This is a genomic window from Weissella oryzae SG25 (assembly GCF_000691805.2).
Taxonomy (GTDB): domain Bacteria; phylum Bacillota; class Bacilli; order Lactobacillales; family Lactobacillaceae; genus Weissella; species Weissella oryzae.
Map to the genome: position 1 here is coordinate 125,500 of NZ_DF820485.1, position 17,324 is coordinate 142,823.

The window sequence follows — 17,324 nt, forward strand, 5'->3', positions numbered from 1 at the left end:
TATTTATAAGTAGAGGGCAATATATGGATATGCGTGACTTCTTTTTGAGTTTATTGTTAGTTAAGAACATAAGTTATATAGGTCGAACGAAGATTTGGCGTTTTTTGTTGGCAAATCCCGACCAAAAGTTACCACTAAAACCAGCGTGTTTAAAGGGAATTCTAGGCAATCAGTTTGTTGGCTCGTATCCTACTTTACAAGACATTGCAAATTTAAGACGTTTACCACAAATTTCAATTTTGGATGCAGATTACCCAACCGCACTAAAAGAATCAATTAACCCACCACTGGTCTTATTTTACCGTGGTAATCGACATTTACTCCAACAAAAGAAATTAGCCATTGTTGGTACCAGGCAGGCGAGTGATTATGCATTCAGATGCTTAGTCGATTGGGTCCCAGCCCTTGTAGAAGCTGATTATACGATTGTTTCAGGCTTGGCTAGCGGAGTGGATGGTCTAGCACATGAAATAACTTTGGCGCAAGCGGGCAACACGATTGCGGTAATTGGTACAGGGTTAAATGTTACTTATCCGAAAAGGGTTAATCCACTCCAAATACAAATTGGCCAACGCGGTTTAATTTTGACTGAGTATTTACCAGATAGTCAGCCGTTAAAACATCATTTTCCAGCGCGCAACCGAATTATTGCAGCTTTGGCAATGGCAACAATTATTGTTGAGGCCAAAACACGGTCAGGATCGCTAATTACTGCTCAGTATGCCTTGGAAGAGAATCGATATGTATTTGCGCTTCCCGGCCCAATTGATAAGGTAAATTCACAGGGAACTAATCATTTGATTGATGAGGGAGCAATTCCAATTCTTTCTAAAGAAGATCTATTAAAGAAATTGGCGGATATAGTTCACTATATCTAAGTGCTTGAGTTTAAAAAATATAATAATATTTGTCAAAATTAATAAATAGTGTAAGATTGAGCTATATCTTAAAGAAGAGAGAGGTGCACGCATGGCAAGTACAACTGACGAAAAACCAGCTAAGAAGCCTGCGAAAAAGCGCGCCACAACAAAACGCAAAAAAAACTTAGTGATTGTGGAGTCGCCTTCAAAGGCAAAAACGATAGAAAAGTATTTAGGCAGTAATTATAAAGTTGTGGCAAGTATCGGTCATATCCGTGATTTACCTAAATCACAGATGGGGGTCGATATTGAAAACGACTATAAACCAAAATATATTAACATTCGTGGTAAGGGTGATGTAATTAAGGGCTTAAAAAAGGAAGCTAAGGCAGCAAAACATGTCTATCTTGCGTCCGACCCGGATCGTGAAGGTGAAGCAATTGCATGGCATTTATCACATATCTTGGATTTAAATTTAGATGCAAGTGAAAACCGAGTAGTTTTTAACGAAATTACAAAGGATGCTGTTAAGGAAGCTTTTAAACATCCTCGCCAAATTAATATGGATTTGGTTGATGCACAACAGGCACGTAGAGTTTTGGATCGGTTAGTGGGTTATTCAATCTCACCAATCTTATGGAAAAAGGTTAAAAAGGGTCTTTCAGCTGGACGTGTACAATCAGTTGCGCTTGGTTTAGTGATTGCACGTGAAAATGAGATTCAGGCATTCCAGCCAGATGAATATTGGACGCTTGATTCAGAATTTTTGAAGGAACGACATAAATTTAAAGCAGCCTTCTGGGGTGCTGATGGTAAAAAGGCAGCATTAGCTGACAACGAGCAAGTGCAAGCAATTTTGGCACGGATCGACCAAAAAGCTGGTTTTGATGTTACTAAGGTTGAAGCCAAGGAACGTAAGCGTAATCCACAGCCACCATTTACAACATCAACGATGCAACAAACAGCCAATACTCAGCTGAATTTTCGAACGCGCAAAACGATGATGGCTGCCCAACAGTTGTATGAAGGAATTAACTTAGGTGGTAAAGATGGAACTGTTGGGCTAATTACCTATATGCGTACTGATTCAACCCGTATCTCGGAGCTTGCGAAAAATGAAGCAGCAACATTTATCGTAGATGAATATGGTACTGAGTATGCAGCTACCAAAACGGTTGCAGTCAAACAACAAGAAGGTGCGCAAGATGCCCATGAGGCGATTCGACCAACTTCAGTTTTACGTACGCCAGAGTCAATCAAAGATAAACTAACCAATGACCAATTCCGACTATACTCATTGATTTGGTCGCGTTTTGTTGCTAGTCAGATGACAGCTGAAATCTTGGATACAATGGCAGTTACCATTGAGCAAAATGGGGTGATTTTTAGAGCAAATGGGTCTAAGACTAAATTTGCTGGTTTTACAAAAGCCTATCCTGCTGCACGGGAAAAGGACAATAAATTACCAGAATTAGCGGTAGGTGATGTTGTTACTTTGGCACAAATAAGTCCGGAGCAACATTTCACGCAACCACCGGCTCGTTATACAGAAGCAGCCTTAGTTAAGGCCCTCGAAGAGAATGGGGTTGGGCGACCATCGACTTATGCAGCAACAATTGAAACGATTCAAAAGCGTAACTATGTTCGCATAGATGCTAAGAAGTTTGTGCCAACTGAATTAGGAATTTTAGTTCAAAATACGGTTCAAGAGTTCTTCCCAGATGTCACCAACATTAAGTTTACAGCCGCAGTCGAAACTAATTTGGATAATGTTGAACAAGGAAAAGAAGAGTGGGTTGAAGTAATCGATGAATTCTTCCAACCATTCCAAAAAGAGTTGACTAAAGCTGAAGATGAGATGGAAAAAATCGTTTTGAAAGACGAGCTAGCAGGTTTTAATTGTGAAGTTTGTGGTGCCCCTATGCTAACTAAGATGGGGCGTTATGGGAAGTTTTATGCCTGTTCACGTTTCCCAGATTGTCGTAACACACAAACAATCGTCGAAGAAATTGGCTTGACTTGTCCAAAGTGTAAGGTGGGTCAAATTGTAGAACGTAAGACTAAGCGTGGTAGGACCTTTTATGGTTGCTCACGTTATCCTGATTGTGATTTTGTTTCTTGGGATAAGCCAACTAAAGATACTTTAGCTGACGGTACAACACCAAAAAGCGAAGACAAAAAAGCTACGGATGAGGCAAATAAAGAGGTAAAAGCTTAACATGACAGCGACAACAAACAAGTATTTAAAGCTATTTATTGAATATTTACGAGTTGAACGCCAGTATTCAGCCGAAACAATTAAAGCGTATCGTTCAGATATTAATCAGGTACTAGATTTTTTAAATGTGGAAGATGAACAAAAGGATATCTTAGATATGGATCAGCTAGATGTACGAGTATATCTAGCTAAACGTTATGAAGCTAATGATAGTAGTAGAACAATTGCGCGTAAGGTCAGTTCCTTGCGGGCTTTTTTTCAATTCATGATTCGAAATGAATTAACTGATAATAACCCTTTTGCGGACGTTCAACTTAAAAAAGCAGGTCAACACCTACCACGTCATTTTTTTGAGGCAGAGATGAAGAAAATTTTAGCCTATGTTGAAGAGGGCGAGAAGCCACAAGACGTGCGTAATCGTTTGATTATTGAAACATTATATGATGCTGGTCTACGAGTATCTGAGCTAGCAAATTTGAAACTATCCGATGTTGATTTAACGAATCGGATAATTATGGTTACCGGAAAAGGAAATAAAATGCGAGCTTTGCCATATGGAGATTATTTGGCGGCCGCCTTTAAACAATACTTGCAAAATGCGCGACCAGCACTTCTTGCAAGTAAAGTAGATTATCAAGGCTACGTCTTTTTAAATCAGAAAGGGCAACCTTTAACAGCATCAGGAATTGAATATATTTTGAAAAAAATAGCTAGTGCGGCTGGAATTACTCAGGCGGTTAGTGCGCATATGTTTAGACATACTTTTGCAACGGACTTACTCAATCACGGAGCTGATTTACGGTCAGTTCAGAGTTTGTTGGGACATAGTAATCTTTCAACTACCCAAATTTATACTCATGTAACCACTCAAGATTTGCAAAAGAGTTATCGGAATTTTTTCCCTAGAGCTTAAAACTTTATGAAAGCGCTATCTGAAAACCGTGGTAATAGCTTAAAATATTTGCTAAAATTATAAGGTGAAGGTAGGGGTATTTATTATGTCAGTAAAATTAGATAATGGTAGTATTTGCGTTGGGCTTTCAGAGAATGGCGCTGAATTGATTTCAGTTGTAAATAAGCGGACTGGTTTAGAATATATTTGGCAAGCAGACCCTAATTTTTGGGGTCGACATGCGCCAAACCTTTTCCCAATTGTTGGTCGACTACGCGGTGATCGTTATAAGTTTCGGGATAAAACATATTTTATGCCACAACACGGTTTTGCACGGGATAATGAGTTTGATTTAGTTGAAAAAACGGCAACAACAGCACGCTTTCGGCTGACTGATAGTGAAGAAACGCAAGCAATTTATCCGTTTAAATTTCAGTTTGATGTAGAGTACCGCTTGACTGCGCAAGATACATTGGGAATTGCTTATATTGTTACTAACTTGGATCATCAGGACATATACTTTTCAGTTGGTGGTCATCCCGCTTTTAATGTACCTTTATTGCCAGAAGAGAAATTTACGGATTATTATGTAAACATCGAACCGCGTAGACATTATGATCGCGTTAAGTTGGTTGGTTCTTATTTAGATAATAACCAGGAAGACACCTTTGATGCACGTGTGCCGTTGCGTTTACGGCGTGATGATTATAAGGATGACGCAATTATTTTGAAGCTTGGTGGTAATCCGTTGTCGATTGTTTTAGCTCGTCTAAATGAATCACATGGGATTACAATGCACATTCAGGATGCTAAATATGTAGGAATCTGGACGCCTTATGTTAAGGAAGCACCATTTGTCGCAATTGAGCCATGGTGGGGGATTGCTGATACAGTCGATGCCGATGGGAACATTACGCATAAGTACGCAATTAATGACTTAGCGCCAGCACAAATCTTTACTGGGTCATATTCTTTAACTTTCTTTTAGTAAAAGTGGTTATTTTGTTCCCATAAAGTTTACGCGATTAGTTCGGTTTATACTAGGTTAAAGAAATACATGTACAATAACTATTGCCAAAATAATTGAAGCTGAATGTGCTTTAAGCATTGATTTGATGATAATAGTTAGAATGGGGATAGATATGCGAAAATTTTCTTGGCTGGTAGGTTGCTTAATCTTAATTGTTTTGGGTGTGCTTGTTTTTAATAAATTTAATAACTCACAACAAAGCTCAAAGAAAAGTAATCAGGCAAGTTCAACAAAAAGTACGGCTTTACCAGATGCTAAAACAACTGATTGGAATTTAGTGATTGTTAATCGACAAAATCCGCGAGCGGAGATGAATCCAGACTTAGCAACCGTTGAAAATGTCCAAGTTGATCGTCGCATTGCGCCGGCTTTGACAAAATTTTTAGCAGCTGCTCGGGTGATTGACCCGGCAGAACACTTAATTTCTGGCTATCGCTCGGTTGCTTATCAGACCAATCTTTATAATAATTACGTGGCAAAGGAAATGGCTGGTGCAGCTGGAACTGTTAATGCAGGCGGTGGTCCAATTTCAAAGAGTCAAGCTGAGAAGAATGCTCAGACTTATTCGCAACCACCAACAATGTCAGAACATGAAACTGGCTTAGCTGTTGATATGAGTACAGTTGATGAGTTAGATGCTAGTCCAGCTGCAATTGTTAAAAAGGTTGCCGCAATTGCACCTGAATACGGCTTTATCTTACGCTTTCCAGCTGATGGTAAAGCTAGTACTGGTGTTGGTTATGAGGACTGGCATTATCGTTATGTTGGGGTTGATAATGCAAAATATATTACAAAACACCATTTAACTTTAGAAGAATATGTTAAGTTACTAAAAAATTAACAGACTAAAAATACCTCATAAGTATTAAGACCAGCGGTCGATACTTATGAGGTATTTATATTTTTAAAGCAAACTTGCTTTATTAATTATGATGACGTTGTTTGGCCCAATAATAAAATCCAAAGGGAACGAGGCTTTCAGTACCATTTTTAATTCGTTTAATATTGGCTCGATGGCGATAAAAAACGAAGGCCGTCAATATGACCGCAATCACTGTGAGTAACCAGTCCTGTTCAATAATGGCGGCAATCGTAACCAAGGTGAAACCAACCATCGAAGCTAATGAAACCATACTAGCAAGTAAAATAACAGTAACAAAAACGGTTGAAGCAAAGATAAACATATGGGGTGTATAAGCTAGTAGAACACCAGCACTCGTTGCAACTGCTTTACCACCACGAAATTTAATCCACATCGAAAAAGTATGACCAACAATGGCACCAAAACCAACAAAAAATAGCCATTCTTTAGTAGGTACCGTACCCCAGATTGCAGCCATATAAGCTCCAGCCGTTCCTTTAAGAATATCAAGCACCAAAACGGCAATACCTGCTCGATTACCTAAGACACGGAAGGTGTTGGTGGTACCAATGTTACCGGATCCTTCAATTAATAGATTTTTATGATAGAATCTTTTACCAATCCAGTAACCGAAAGGTAATGATCCTAGAATGTACGCTAAAATAAATGAGATGATGAAGTGTGATAAACTCATCAAATTTCCTCCTAGTTATTATTTTGCAAAAATGCAAAAATAAAAATCAAGTTTTATTATAGCAGGAATTTTGGTCAAGGTAGCGATATATTTATATGTTTTTCTTGGACTTTGCTAGCAATACTTGCAAAAAAACAAGTGCTTGCGATATTATGAAAAACAGATGTGCGTCAAAATGCGCAAAAAAAGCTTTGTAAAAGAGAAAGGAAGCGTCCATGGCAGATATAAACAGTTATTCGGATGATTCCATCACGGTTTTAGAAGGACTAGAAGCAGTTCGTAAGCGTCCCGGTATGTATATTGGTTCAACCGACGGACGCGGCTTACACCATTTAGTTTATGAGATTTTTGATAATGCAGTTGATGAGGCCTTGGCGGGCTACGGCGATGAAATCAAAGTTGTTATCCATGCGGATAATTCAATTACGGTTGTCGACCATGGAAGAGGAATGCCAGTTGGAATGCATGCCTCTGGGAAGCCAACGCCTGAGGTCATTTTGACAATTCTTCACGCTGGAGGAAAATTTGGTCAAGGTGGTTATAAAACATCAGGTGGACTACACGGAGTAGGTTCATCTGTGGTTAATGCGCTGTCAGAATCCTTAACAGTGACCATCGTACGTGATGGTATTAAGTATCAAGAACACTTTATCAATGGGGGAAACCCAGATGGTACTTTAAATAACTTAGGTAAAACTAAGGATCCTACTGGTACAACCGTTACTTTTAAGCCAGACACAACTATTTTTTCGACTACAGTCTATAATTTTGATATTCTAGCAGAACGCTTACGCGAGTCAGCCTTTCTCTTACGTGATATTAAAGTTTCTTTGACTGATGAGCGACCAGGTCAGGAGCGTAGCGAACTTTATCATTATCCTGAAGGTATCCAAGCTTTTGCAGCTTATCTGAACGAAGATAAGGATACACTTGGCCCAGTGATGGCCTTTGACGGTAAGAAGCAGGGCGTTGAGGTTGAGGTTGCTGCGCAATACAATGATGGTTATTCTGAGACAATGATGTCCTTTGTTAATAATGTACGAACACCTGGTGGGGGAACTCATGAGGCCGGCTTACGTACTGCTTGGACTAAGGCCTTTAATGACTATGCTCGTAAAGTTAATTTATTAAAGGATAAGGATAAAAACTTAGATGGTTCTGATGTGCGTGAAGGGTTAGCAGCAGTTATCTCGTTGCGAGTACCAGAAAACTTGTTGCAGTTTGAAGGTCAAACTAAGGATAAGCTAGGTACACCAGAAGCTCGCTCAATCGTTGATGCAATTGTTCAAGAGCAACTTGGCTTTTATTTAATGGAAAATGGTGAGTTTTCACAAAGTTTGATTCGTAAGTCTTTGCGTGCCCGCGAAGCCCGTGAAGCAGCCCGACGTGCTCGTGATGAAGCCCGCTCTGGCAAAAAGAAGGGGCGACGTGAAAAGTTGCTATCTGGTAAGCTATCGCCGGCCCAATCAAAAAATGCGTCAAAAAATGAATTATTCCTAGTTGAGGGAGATTCAGCCGGCGGTTCAGCAAAGCAAGGTCGTGACCGTAAATTCCAAGCGATTTTGCCATTGCGTGGTAAAGTGTTAAATACGGAAAAGGCCAAACTAGCCGATATTATGAAAAATGAAGAAATTGCCACAATCATCTATACTATTGGTGGCGGTGTAGGAGCTGAGTTTGATGTTGCTGATATTAATTACGATAAAATTATTATCATGACCGATGCCGATGATGATGGCGCCCATATTCAAACGCTTTTGCTAACTTTCTTTTATAAATATATGCGGCCTTTGGTTGAAGCTGGACGCGTCTATATTGCACTACCACCGCTTTATATGATGCGTAAAGGTGCTGGTAAGAAGCAATCAATCGAATACGCTTGGACGAATGCTCAGTTAGCTGAAAAAGAAGCTTCAATCGGCCGAGGCTACACCTTGCAACGGTTTAAGGGGTTGGGTGAGATGAATGCTGACCAGCTTTGGGATACAACGATGAATCCGGCTAGTCGAACTTTAATCCGGGTTATGATTGAGGATGCAATGCTGGCTGAAAAGCGAGTAACGACCTTAATGGGTGATAAAGTTGAGCCACGTCGAAAGTGGATTGAAGCAAACGTAGCCTTTACCCTAGAAGAGGGTGGCTCTATCTTAGAAAGTGATGAAACTACCACTCCAGTTGTTGAAGATGAGGATTTTCAGATTCCAATAATTGAGACTTGGCAAGATAGTGAGGTTTAAAATGGTTGAACAAAATATTCAAGAATTAAGCCTTGAAGCAGTTATGGGCGATCGTTTTGGTCGCTATTCAAAATATATTATCCAAGAACGGGCTTTGCCTGATATTCGTGACGGCCTTAAGCCCGTACAAAGACGGATTTTATATGCAATGAATCGTGATGGAAATACTTATGATAAACAATTCCGTAAGTCGGCTAAGTCTGTCGGAAATGTGATGGGTAATTTTCATCCGCACGGTGATTCATCAATTTATGAAGCAATGGTCCGGATGTCACAAGATTGGAAACTACGGGCACCACTGGTTGAAATGCACGGAAATAATGGATCAATTGATAATGATCCGCCGGCCGCAATGCGTTATACCGAGGCACGGCTATCAAAATTAGCTGGTGAAATGCTCAAAGATTTGGATAAAAAGACCGTTGAGATGGTTTTGAATTTTGATGATACAGAGTATGAGCCAACTGTGCTACCAGCTCATTTCCCAAATCTTTTGGTTAATGGAGCTACTGGAATTTCAGCGGGTTATGCAACTGATATTCCACCTCACAATTTAGGTGAAGTGATTGATGCCTTGGTTTATTTACTCGCTCATCCTAAGGCGAACTTAGCTGATTTAATGAATTTTATTCAAGGGCCAGATTTTCCGACCGGTGGAATTATTCAGGGCTTAGATGGTATTCGAGCTGCTTATCGTGACGGTAAGGGTCGGGTTGTCTTACGTTCAAAGACGAAAATTACGCCGTTGAAAGGCGGTAAAAGTCAGATTGAAATCAGCGAAATTCCTTATGAAGTTAATAAGGCGGCTTTGGTTAAAAAAATGGATGAGATTCGTTTAAACAAAGACGTTGCGGGAATTGTTGATGTACGTGATGTGTCTGATCGTGACGGTTTATTAATAATTATTGAATTAGCTAAAGATGCAAATGCTGATGGAATTTTAAATTACCTCTTTAAAAAGACCGACTTGCAAATTACGTATAATTTCAATATGGTTGCGATTCATAATCAGCGGCCCGAACGTGTTGGCTTAAAGACGGCACTAACTGCCTTTTTGAGTCATAAAGCCGATATTATTACTAAACGAACACGCTTTGATTTGAATAAAGCAAAAGAACGCCAGCATATTGTTACGGGTTTGATTAAAGCTCTATCAATCCTTGATGAAGTGATTGTAGCAATCCGAGCTTCTGAAAACCGGCGTGATGCCAAGCAGAATCTGATTGATCAATTTAGCTTTACTGATGCGCAAGCTGAGGCAATTGTTACTTTGCAACTTTATCGTCTAACTAATACCGATGTAACCCAGTTGCAAGCTGAGTTTACAGAACTTGAGGGTAAAATTGCGAATTACGAAGAAATTTTATCCGATCCAAAAGCACTACGACGGGTTTTGCGGGGTGAGTTGCAAGCAATTAAAAAGGCTTACACATCTGAACGCCGGACAGTTATTGAAGCTGAGGTTCAAGAGCTTACAATTGACCGAACAGTAACGGTGGCGGATGAAGATGTAGTTGTCTTGGTTTCACGTGAGGGCTACATTAAACGAGCCTCAGTTCGTTCATACACGGCCTCAAGGGAGGAAGACGGACTCCGTGAAGACGATGAACCAGTTTATCTGGGCAAAGTTAACACACGGCAACATATCTTTATCCTGACAAATCTGGGTAATGTAATTTATCGACCAATCCATGAGATACCAGAAGCAAAATGGAAGGATGCAGGTGAGCACCTTTCACAAACTATTACCGGTTTAGCCCCAGAAGAGGTTATTTTGACGGTAAAGATTGTGGACGATGTTAATCATCTAAATGGTGAGTGGTTAATTACAACCAGTGACGGGATGATTAAACGAATGGCCTTTAGTGATTTAGCACCACGTTCATCTTACAAAAAACGATCAATGGTGTTGATTAAGCTAAAAGCGGCGCCAGCACAGATTATCGGCTTAGAATTACTAGAACAAGTTGAACTGTTGCATGGCGAAGTAATGATTGTCACACACGGGACGTATGCTTTGCGTTATCCAATCGAAGAGGTACCGACGACAGGGCCACGAACGGCCGGGGTCAAAGCAATCAACCTAGCAGCAGACGATTACGTTGTGAGTTCGTCGGTGGTTGATGATACAAAAGCACTGGCTTTGATTTCTAACCGGGGCGCTTTCAAGTGGATGGCCGTAACTGAAGTACCAAGCACTAGTCGAGCGCGTAAGGGTGTGATGATTATGCGCGAACTTAAGCGGGATCCACATCAAATTGTGGCGGCGCAAGTGGTTACGATTAGTCAGCCAATTAAGTTGCGAATTACGACAGACCAAAATAAGCACTTTGACTTCTTGCCAAGTGAACACCCATTAGGCCAACGTTATAGTAATGGTAGCTTTATTATTGATACCGATACTGATGGTTTACCTACAAGAATGGAGCTTTTCTTAGAAAAGCTCGTGATTGCTTAAAGTGTCACTTAAAAAATGTGCTAAAATTAAAGTATAAAATTTTGAATGGAGATTCTAAACATGGCAAAGACGCTTGTTTTTGGACACCAAAACCCTGATACAGATACGATTGCAGCTGCCTTGGCTACATCATTTTTTTTGAATACTGCTTACCAAGCAGACACTGAGGCAGTTGCCCTTGGTGAGCCAAACGCTGAAACTCAGTTTGCTTTGGATTATTTCAAAGTTTCAGCACCACGCGTAATTGAGCAAGCAGATACTGATACAGTCGTCTTGGTTGATCACAACGAAGCAGGTCAATCAGTCGCTAACTTGGCTGATGTAACTGTTACGGGCGTTTATGATCACCATAAGATTAACTTTAAGTCAGCAGCGCCTATGTACTTCATCAATATGCCTTATGGATCAACGGCCACAATCTTGTATTATGAATACAAGAATGCGAACGTGACGATTCCAGCGGCCATTGCTGGTATGATGGCTTCAGCAATTATTTCAGATACACTTTTGCTAAAGAGCCCAACGACTACACCAATGGACCAACCAGCCCTAGAAGCATTAGCTGAATTAGCTGGCTTGGATGATTACAAGGCTTATGGTCTAGCTATGTTGAAGGCGGGAACTGATTTATCAACGCGTACAGCTAAGCAATTGATTGATGGGGATGCTAAGTCATTTGATATGAATGGCCAAACAATTCGCATTGGTCAAGTTAACACAGTTGATATTGAAGATGTTTTTGCACGCCGCGATGAGCTTGTTGCAGCGATTGAGCAAGAATTAGCTGAAGATGGTTATGATACCTTTGTATTCGTAGTTACAAATATCTTAGACTCAGATTCAGAAGTGCTTGTCTTAGGTGCAAATCAAGCAAAGGTTGCCGCAGCCTTTGATAAGGATTTGGTTGCAGATCGTTTTGCATTACCAGGTGTTGTTTCACGTAAGAAGCAAGTGGTACCACCACTAACAGCTGCGTTTGAAGCATAAAACAATAAAAAAACTTGAGTTAAATTGCATGGAAACATGAAATTAATGCAGAGTAGCTTGTGAATGGCACTTGTGTTCTCATCAAAATTGATGATGAATATAAGTGCTTTTTATTATCGTAATTAATTTGCCCAAGAAATTAGATGAATATCTAATTTTAAGTAAGAGCTATTGTATTGAAATAGTGAGTTAAGTTTTTAAAGTGATTTTAATTGTGAGCATAATTTTACTAGAGGGACTAAATCAACTGTTGAGAAAAGTAATTAATTACCTACCTTACTAGACATTTGTAATTATTTTAAATATTTTGTCACCTAAATGATACAAATATGTTATATTAATATCTATCGAAGACAGATGAAGGTAGAGATATGAAACGGCTTATTTTTCTTGTCAATCCGGCCGCACAGTCGGGGCAAGCGGCACAAATTTGGCAGAGTTTTGCAAAATATTTAGAGCAAAGCCAGCTTGACTATCAAGTTAAAATCAGTAAAAATGCCAAAGACATTTATGATTGGGCTTATTTATGGCAAAAACATGATAGTGCTTCAAGTACGCTAGTAATTTTTGGGGGTGATGGTTCTTTAAATGAGGCAGTTAATGGGCAATTAGCGACCGGGGTAGCTAACATAGCGCCAATTGCCTATATTCCGGCTGGGTCGGGAAATGATTTTGCTCGTGCTAATCATTTACTTAAAGACCAACAACCAGCGGCAATCATTCCACAATTAGTGGCTAAAATTGAACAAGGATTGGCTACAGAGTTGGATATTGCCCAGGTTTTTGATCGCACACAAAAAACAACCGAATATTTTGTAAATAACTTAGGGATTGGTTTTGATGCGGCAACGGTAGCCGCAACCAATGATTCGACTATTAAGCGATTTTTAAATTACCTTCATTTAGGACAACTAGCTTATTTTGTGACTTTGTTTAGTGTTTTACGCACCCAAGATACCTTTGGAGTGACATTACGGGTTGATGGAAAACTGGTACAGATGAATAAAAGTTATCTATTAACCTTTTCTAATCATCCTTATTTTGGGGGTGGGGTGAACATAATGCCCGATGCAGATTCAACCGACGGTAAACTTGATTTAATTGTGATTGAGAAGAACAACATGTGGCAATTATTAAGAACTTTAGTTAGCGTCCTTAAAGGTAAACATTATGTTTTGCCCGAGGTTCATCGCTATACCGCCGATAAGTATGAACTAATTAGTCCACGCTTAGAGTTTGGTCATATTGACGGTGAAGAGCTAGGAGTTCATGCTTTCGAACTGGAACTAAAAAGTCGTAAGCACCAATTTTTTCTTTTGAAAGAGGTAGAATAAGGGTGTTTTTGGTAAAAAAATAGTGGACTTTCTTGAGCGAAATGACGGAAAAATGTTTTTGTTTTTGGTATAATATAGACCACAGTTAGATAAAAATATTAATGCTATGAGGCAAATTAAATATGTGGATAGTTTATCTATTAATTTTACTAGTCGTTTTGTTGGCTTTTGCCCGTGGGCTCTTGGGTCTGCTGGTTAATCTTTGCATGCTCGTATTTGGAATACTAATGCGCTTTTGGCCGCTAACACTTTTCATTTTAGCTGGGATAATTTTTGGCTTTGGTCATATTATTATTACAATTCTCCTAGGTATTCTATTATTAATCGGTGTAGCAATCTGGAGAATCCGTTCTTATCATAAAAAGTTGGTTCAACGCCAGTACTTTTATAATCGCGGTTATGATGAGTCAGAGCATCGAGAGCGGCGTGATGTAACGCCAAAGTAATTACAATTAAAGAGTAGGCTAAAGCTAAGTTGGTTTTTAAACTAACTTAGCTTTTTTATAAAAACAGATGAAAAAAAGCAGGCAAATTATTTATTTGCCTGCTTTTCTATTTAATTATTAACCATGATAAACTCTGGTAGAATCAATGGCCGACGCTTAGTCTTTTCGTATAAGAATCGTTGCAAGTGTGAAACCACGGCATTACGGATTGTATGCTCAGAAGCATTTTTATCACGCATTGCGGTTAAGATTGCATGGAAAATTTCTTTACGACCCTCATTGATAAGTTCTTCAGATTCACGCATATAGATAAAGCCACGTGAAAGAATATCTGGTCCAGCAGTAATTTCTTGGTTAGCTAAATCAATCGTTGCAACGACGACAACCAAACCATCTTGCGACAGCATTTGACGGTCATGCAAGACAGCTGCGCCAACATCGCCAATGCCATTACCATCAACGTAGGTATCCTCAGCTGGGAAGTGATCAGCCAAACGAGCTGAATCAGCTGTTAAGGCTAAGACATCACCATTATCCAGAACAAAAGTGTTATCATCAGGAACCCCAATTTCATGGGCTAGTCCTTCATGCACCTTAAGCATCCGGTATTCACCGTGGACCGGCATAAAGTACTTAGGCTTAATCAAAGATAGCATTAACTTTTGCTCTTCTTGGCCACCGTGACCTGAGGCGTGAATATTATTAACCTTACCATGAATAACACGGGCGCCAGCTTCTTCAAGTTCGTTGATTACCCGGTTAACTGATTGAGTATTACCGGGAATTGGTGAGCTAGAGAAAATGACGGTATCATCAGGCTGGATTGAAATCTGCTTATGAGTCCCATTAGCAATCCGGGCTAACGCAGCCATTGGCTCACCTTGTGAACCAGTAGAAAGAATCAAAACTTCATTTGCAGGAAGATGATTGATTTCATGAGCATCTACGAGCATTTCCTTTGGAATATCGAGATACCCCAAAGCCATTCCGTTATTAACGGCTGATTCCATTGAACGACCAAAGACCGCAATCTTACGACCGTGGGCTAGGGCAGCTTCAGTTGCCATTTGGACACGCGACATATTTGATGCGAAGGTTGCAAAGATAATGCGGCCTTCAATGTCATCAAAAAGACGGTCAATGGTTTTACCAACCCACTTCTCAGACTTAGTAAACTCAGGACGCTCAGCATTGGTAGAATCAGACATAAGGAGTAGCACACCTTCTGAACCGATTCGAGCCATTTTTTGCAAATTAGGTGGCTGCTTAGTTGTAGGGGTCAGATCAAATTTGAAATCACCAGTCTCAACAATTGTGCCAGATGGTGTGTGAACAGCAACCCCAAAAGTATCAGGGATTGAATGTGTTGTACGGAAAAATTCAACGGATAGATGTTCAAAATTAAGAACTGTATCCTCATTCAATTCATGGAGCTCGGTGCTGTTAATTAAACCATGTTCATCAAGCTTATTTTTTATTAAGGCCAGAGCAAGTGGGCCAGCATACACAGGGACATTAACGGCATTCAAGAAAAAATGAATGGCTCCAATGTGATCCTCATGCCCGTGAGTAATAATCAAAGCTTTGATCTTATCACGGTTCTCTTTGAGATAGGTGTAGTCAGGAATAACATAATCAATTCCGAGTAATTCATCCTCAGGGAATTTAACACCGGCATCAATTACGATGATTTCATCACCATATTGAATACCGTAAGTATTCTTTCCGATTTCACCTAATCCGCCAAGCGCATATACGGCCGTCTCGTCTGGACGAATATCCAGATCCATTACCATAAGTTAGAACTCCGTTAGCTTAAAGTCTGCGTTTTGTTGTTCGTAGGCTAAGGCTTTTTCTGAGAGTTCTTCGATGAACTCAACGTTATAAGCTGTATTTTGCTCAACTGCTAGGCGTGCGCTTGGCATTGAGTCCATATCAACATATAGAGACTTTGTGTTTTCCCGCTTAGGGTTTTGAATTTTGGTTGGTTGATAGTAAACCTTGTAAATCATAAAATTTTGCTCCTTCTTAATCGAATTAGTCTAACTTATAATTAGACATTCCTAGGTATTAGTTTAGCAGATTTACCCTCTTAAAGCTATATGAAGGCAATTGTATAAAGAGCGGTCAATTAACTAGCTTTTATCAAAGCTATAAATTTAGTAAACTAAGTAAAAGGTGAAAAGTGATGGAGGTAAAAGCATGCGTAGATCGATTTGGCAAAATGTAAAGCGCCAACTAGGTGGTGCAAAAAATAAATGGCGACGTACTTATGTAACAATGACAACGCCGGCGGAAGTTAAGGCAGCAAATGAGTTGAAAAAGCAGTTGCCAACGAGCTATGCAAGCTATTTCTATATGGCCAGTCAAAGTAGTAATAGTGATGCAGTTACTTTGGCAGGCTATTTGGTTTTAACGGCTAATCTACCTGCTAGTCAGTCCGTTTTACTTCAAAATGATTTAACCAGTACCGCTGATGCCGAACTAGCAGCAACTGTAGAAGCCTTGGAGAGCGTCCCGCATATGAAGCGGCAAAGTGGGGCTTTTGTAATTGTCACTGGCCAATTACAACTTGTTAAAGAATACAATGATTTCTCACTATTTGAGCATTATGGACCAAACAGCAAACAAAATGACGATGCTGGTCGTTTGATGCAAAAGATTGCTGAGCTCGTTTTGACCTATCGCAATCTGCGCATTGTTAGTTATGAAGAAACTGATAATCGTAAAGCACAATTTTTACAAAATAAATTGATGCGAATTATTACAGCATATGTGGATGCCAAAAGGAGTAAATGATGCATGATTTGGGATGGATGTTCCTTGGTCTCTTAATTGTGATTTTACTAATCGTTACTTTTATTAGGCGACGTGGTCGGCGGAAAACTGAAAGACAAATTATCGAGTCCCAACAATTAGTTAATTCAGCACTCCGAGTTGCCGTGCAGTCACTAGAGCCCTTTAAAGTAAAAATGCCAACGGATTTGACGACCGAGATTGTAGCCAATATTTGGGGGCACAATGTAATGGCCTTTGAATTAATTTTGGAAAATCAAGGGCGAGCTGACTTACAGCAAATTACAAGTCACTTAGATCAAGCGCTAAGTGACTATGCTAAAACGCATGGTTTGCGTGCTTTTGGTATGCAAAAAGAACCATTATTAGTAACGGACGCCTGGTATGATAATGTACAAGGTGATTTACATCTGGACATTGCTCATGTAACAAATGCGCAAACTTTAGCTTATTTGAGAGATTTAGCTCGGTTAAACCAACCGGCATTTTGAAGAATAATGGTATACTGAT

At 39.7% G+C, this 17,324-nt stretch carries 15 protein-coding genes; 12 read left to right on the forward strand and 3 right to left on the reverse strand.

The window, feature by feature from the left end; genetic code table 11:
- Positions 1–23 precede the first annotated feature (23 nt).
- From dprA to TT13_RS02125, 5 genes are all read left to right on the forward strand, one after another.
- On the forward strand, positions 24–878 hold the full coding sequence (dprA, locus tag TT13_RS02105; protein ID WP_027698446.1) for a DNA-processing protein DprA: 855 nt from the start codon (positions 24–26) through the stop codon (positions 876–878).
- A gap of 91 nt (positions 879–969) precedes the next feature.
- Positions 970–3,078 carry a type I DNA topoisomerase gene (gene topA, locus TT13_RS02110; protein ID WP_027698447.1) on the forward strand — a complete coding sequence of 703 codons (2,109 nt, stop codon included), beginning with the start codon at positions 970–972 and terminating at the stop codon, positions 3,076–3,078.
- A 1-nt stretch (position 3,079) separates the two neighbouring features.
- Positions 3,080–3,991 (forward strand): tyrosine recombinase XerC, encoded by a 912-nt coding sequence (xerC, locus tag TT13_RS02115; RefSeq protein WP_027698448.1) that lies wholly within the window; start codon positions 3,080–3,082, stop codon positions 3,989–3,991.
- An 85-nt stretch (positions 3,992–4,076) separates the two neighbouring features.
- Positions 4,077–4,958 (forward strand): aldose 1-epimerase family protein, encoded by an 882-nt coding sequence (locus TT13_RS02120; protein ID WP_027698449.1) that lies wholly within the window; start codon positions 4,077–4,079, stop codon positions 4,956–4,958.
- A 154-nt stretch (positions 4,959–5,112) separates the two neighbouring features.
- Entirely contained in the window at positions 5,113–5,841 is a 729-nt protein-coding gene (locus tag TT13_RS02125; protein WP_027698450.1) for a M15 family metallopeptidase, read from the forward strand.
- Positions 5,842–5,923: 82 nt separating this feature from the next.
- Here TT13_RS02125 and plsY read toward each other — a convergent pair whose 3' ends face one another.
- On the reverse strand, positions 5,924–6,556 hold the full coding sequence (plsY, locus tag TT13_RS02130; RefSeq protein WP_027698451.1) for a glycerol-3-phosphate 1-O-acyltransferase PlsY: 633 nt from the start codon (positions 6,554–6,556) through the stop codon (positions 5,924–5,926).
- 215 nt (positions 6,557–6,771) lie between these two features.
- Between plsY and parE the strand changes: the two genes are divergently transcribed.
- From parE to TT13_RS02155, 5 genes are all read left to right on the forward strand, one after another.
- Positions 6,772–8,793, forward strand: coding sequence for a DNA topoisomerase IV subunit B (gene parE / locus TT13_RS02135; RefSeq protein ID WP_027698452.1), 2,022 nt, complete (start codon positions 6,772–6,774; stop codon positions 8,791–8,793).
- Between the two features lies 1 nt (position 8,794).
- Complete coding sequence (gene parC, locus TT13_RS02140; RefSeq protein WP_027698453.1) at positions 8,795–11,251, forward strand: DNA topoisomerase IV subunit A; 2,457 nt, start codon at positions 8,795–8,797, stop codon at positions 11,249–11,251.
- A gap of 60 nt (positions 11,252–11,311) precedes the next feature.
- Positions 11,312–12,238, forward strand: coding sequence for a manganese-dependent inorganic pyrophosphatase (locus TT13_RS02145; RefSeq protein ID WP_027698454.1), 927 nt, complete (start codon positions 11,312–11,314; stop codon positions 12,236–12,238).
- A gap of 371 nt (positions 12,239–12,609) precedes the next feature.
- Positions 12,610–13,572: a diacylglycerol/lipid kinase family protein gene (locus TT13_RS02150; RefSeq protein WP_027698455.1), complete on the forward strand. Its 963-nt coding sequence runs from the start codon at positions 12,610–12,612 to the stop codon at positions 13,570–13,572.
- A gap of 122 nt (positions 13,573–13,694) precedes the next feature.
- Complete coding sequence (locus tag TT13_RS02155) at positions 13,695–14,018, forward strand: hypothetical protein (protein WP_027698456.1); 324 nt, start codon at positions 13,695–13,697, stop codon at positions 14,016–14,018.
- A gap of 110 nt (positions 14,019–14,128) precedes the next feature.
- On the opposite strand, the gene rnjA is transcribed toward TT13_RS02155, so the two are convergent.
- Positions 14,129–15,814, reverse strand: coding sequence for a ribonuclease J1 (gene rnjA / locus TT13_RS02160; RefSeq protein ID WP_027698457.1), 1,686 nt, complete (start codon positions 15,812–15,814; stop codon positions 14,129–14,131).
- Positions 15,815–15,817: 3 nt separating this feature from the next.
- On the reverse strand, positions 15,818–16,030 hold the full coding sequence (locus TT13_RS02165) for a DNA-directed RNA polymerase subunit epsilon (protein ID WP_027698458.1): 213 nt from the start codon (positions 16,028–16,030) through the stop codon (positions 15,818–15,820).
- A 190-nt stretch (positions 16,031–16,220) separates the two neighbouring features.
- Here TT13_RS02165 and TT13_RS02170 point away from each other — a divergent pair, with 190 nt between their 5' ends.
- Together TT13_RS02170 and TT13_RS02175 are read left to right on the forward strand one after the other, a co-directional pair.
- A complete protein-coding gene (locus tag TT13_RS02170; protein ID WP_027698459.1) occupies positions 16,221–16,817 on the forward strand; it encodes a hypothetical protein in 597 nt (198 codons plus the stop codon).
- The gene (locus tag TT13_RS02175; RefSeq protein ID WP_027698460.1) at positions 16,817–17,305 is read left to right on the forward strand and encodes a hypothetical protein; all 489 of its coding nucleotides are present in this window, start codon (positions 16,817–16,819) and stop codon (positions 17,303–17,305) included. The genes TT13_RS02170 and TT13_RS02175 overlap by 1 nt, the downstream gene beginning before the upstream one ends.
- Positions 17,306–17,324: the final 19 nt, after the last annotated feature.

Bases quoted from the DNA above. Each gene is read 5' to 3' on its own strand.
- TT13_RS02175 (WP_027698460.1), top strand. From the start codon at position 16,817: ATGCATGATTTGGGATGGATGTTCCTTGGTCTCTTAATTGTGATTTTA.
- topA (WP_027698447.1), top strand. From the start codon at position 970: ATGGCAAGTACAACTGACGAAAAACCAGCTAAGAAGCCTGCGAAAAAG.
- plsY (WP_027698451.1), bottom strand. From the start codon at position 6,556: ATGAGTTTATCACACTTCATCATCTCATTTATTTTAGCGTACATTCTA.
- rnjA (WP_027698457.1), bottom strand. From the start codon at position 15,814: ATGGTAATGGATCTGGATATTCGTCCAGACGAGACGGCCGTATATGCG.
- TT13_RS02170 (WP_027698459.1), top strand. From the start codon at position 16,221: ATGCGTAGATCGATTTGGCAAAATGTAAAGCGCCAACTAGGTGGTGCA.
- TT13_RS02125 (WP_027698450.1), top strand. From the start codon at position 5,113: ATGCGAAAATTTTCTTGGCTGGTAGGTTGCTTAATCTTAATTGTTTTG.
- TT13_RS02120 (WP_027698449.1), top strand. From the start codon at position 4,077: ATGTCAGTAAAATTAGATAATGGTAGTATTTGCGTTGGGCTTTCAGAG.
- TT13_RS02150 (WP_027698455.1), top strand. From the start codon at position 12,610: ATGAAACGGCTTATTTTTCTTGTCAATCCGGCCGCACAGTCGGGGCAA.
- dprA (WP_027698446.1), top strand. From the start codon at position 24: ATGGATATGCGTGACTTCTTTTTGAGTTTATTGTTAGTTAAGAACATA.
- parC (WP_027698453.1), top strand. From the start codon at position 8,795: ATGGTTGAACAAAATATTCAAGAATTAAGCCTTGAAGCAGTTATGGGC.
- xerC (WP_027698448.1), top strand. From the start codon at position 3,080: ATGACAGCGACAACAAACAAGTATTTAAAGCTATTTATTGAATATTTA.
- parE (WP_027698452.1), top strand. From the start codon at position 6,772: ATGGCAGATATAAACAGTTATTCGGATGATTCCATCACGGTTTTAGAA.
- TT13_RS02155 (WP_027698456.1), top strand. From the start codon at position 13,695: ATGTGGATAGTTTATCTATTAATTTTACTAGTCGTTTTGTTGGCTTTT.
- TT13_RS02145 (WP_027698454.1), top strand. From the start codon at position 11,312: ATGGCAAAGACGCTTGTTTTTGGACACCAAAACCCTGATACAGATACG.
- TT13_RS02165 (WP_027698458.1), bottom strand. From the start codon at position 16,030: ATGATTTACAAGGTTTACTATCAACCAACCAAAATTCAAAACCCTAAG.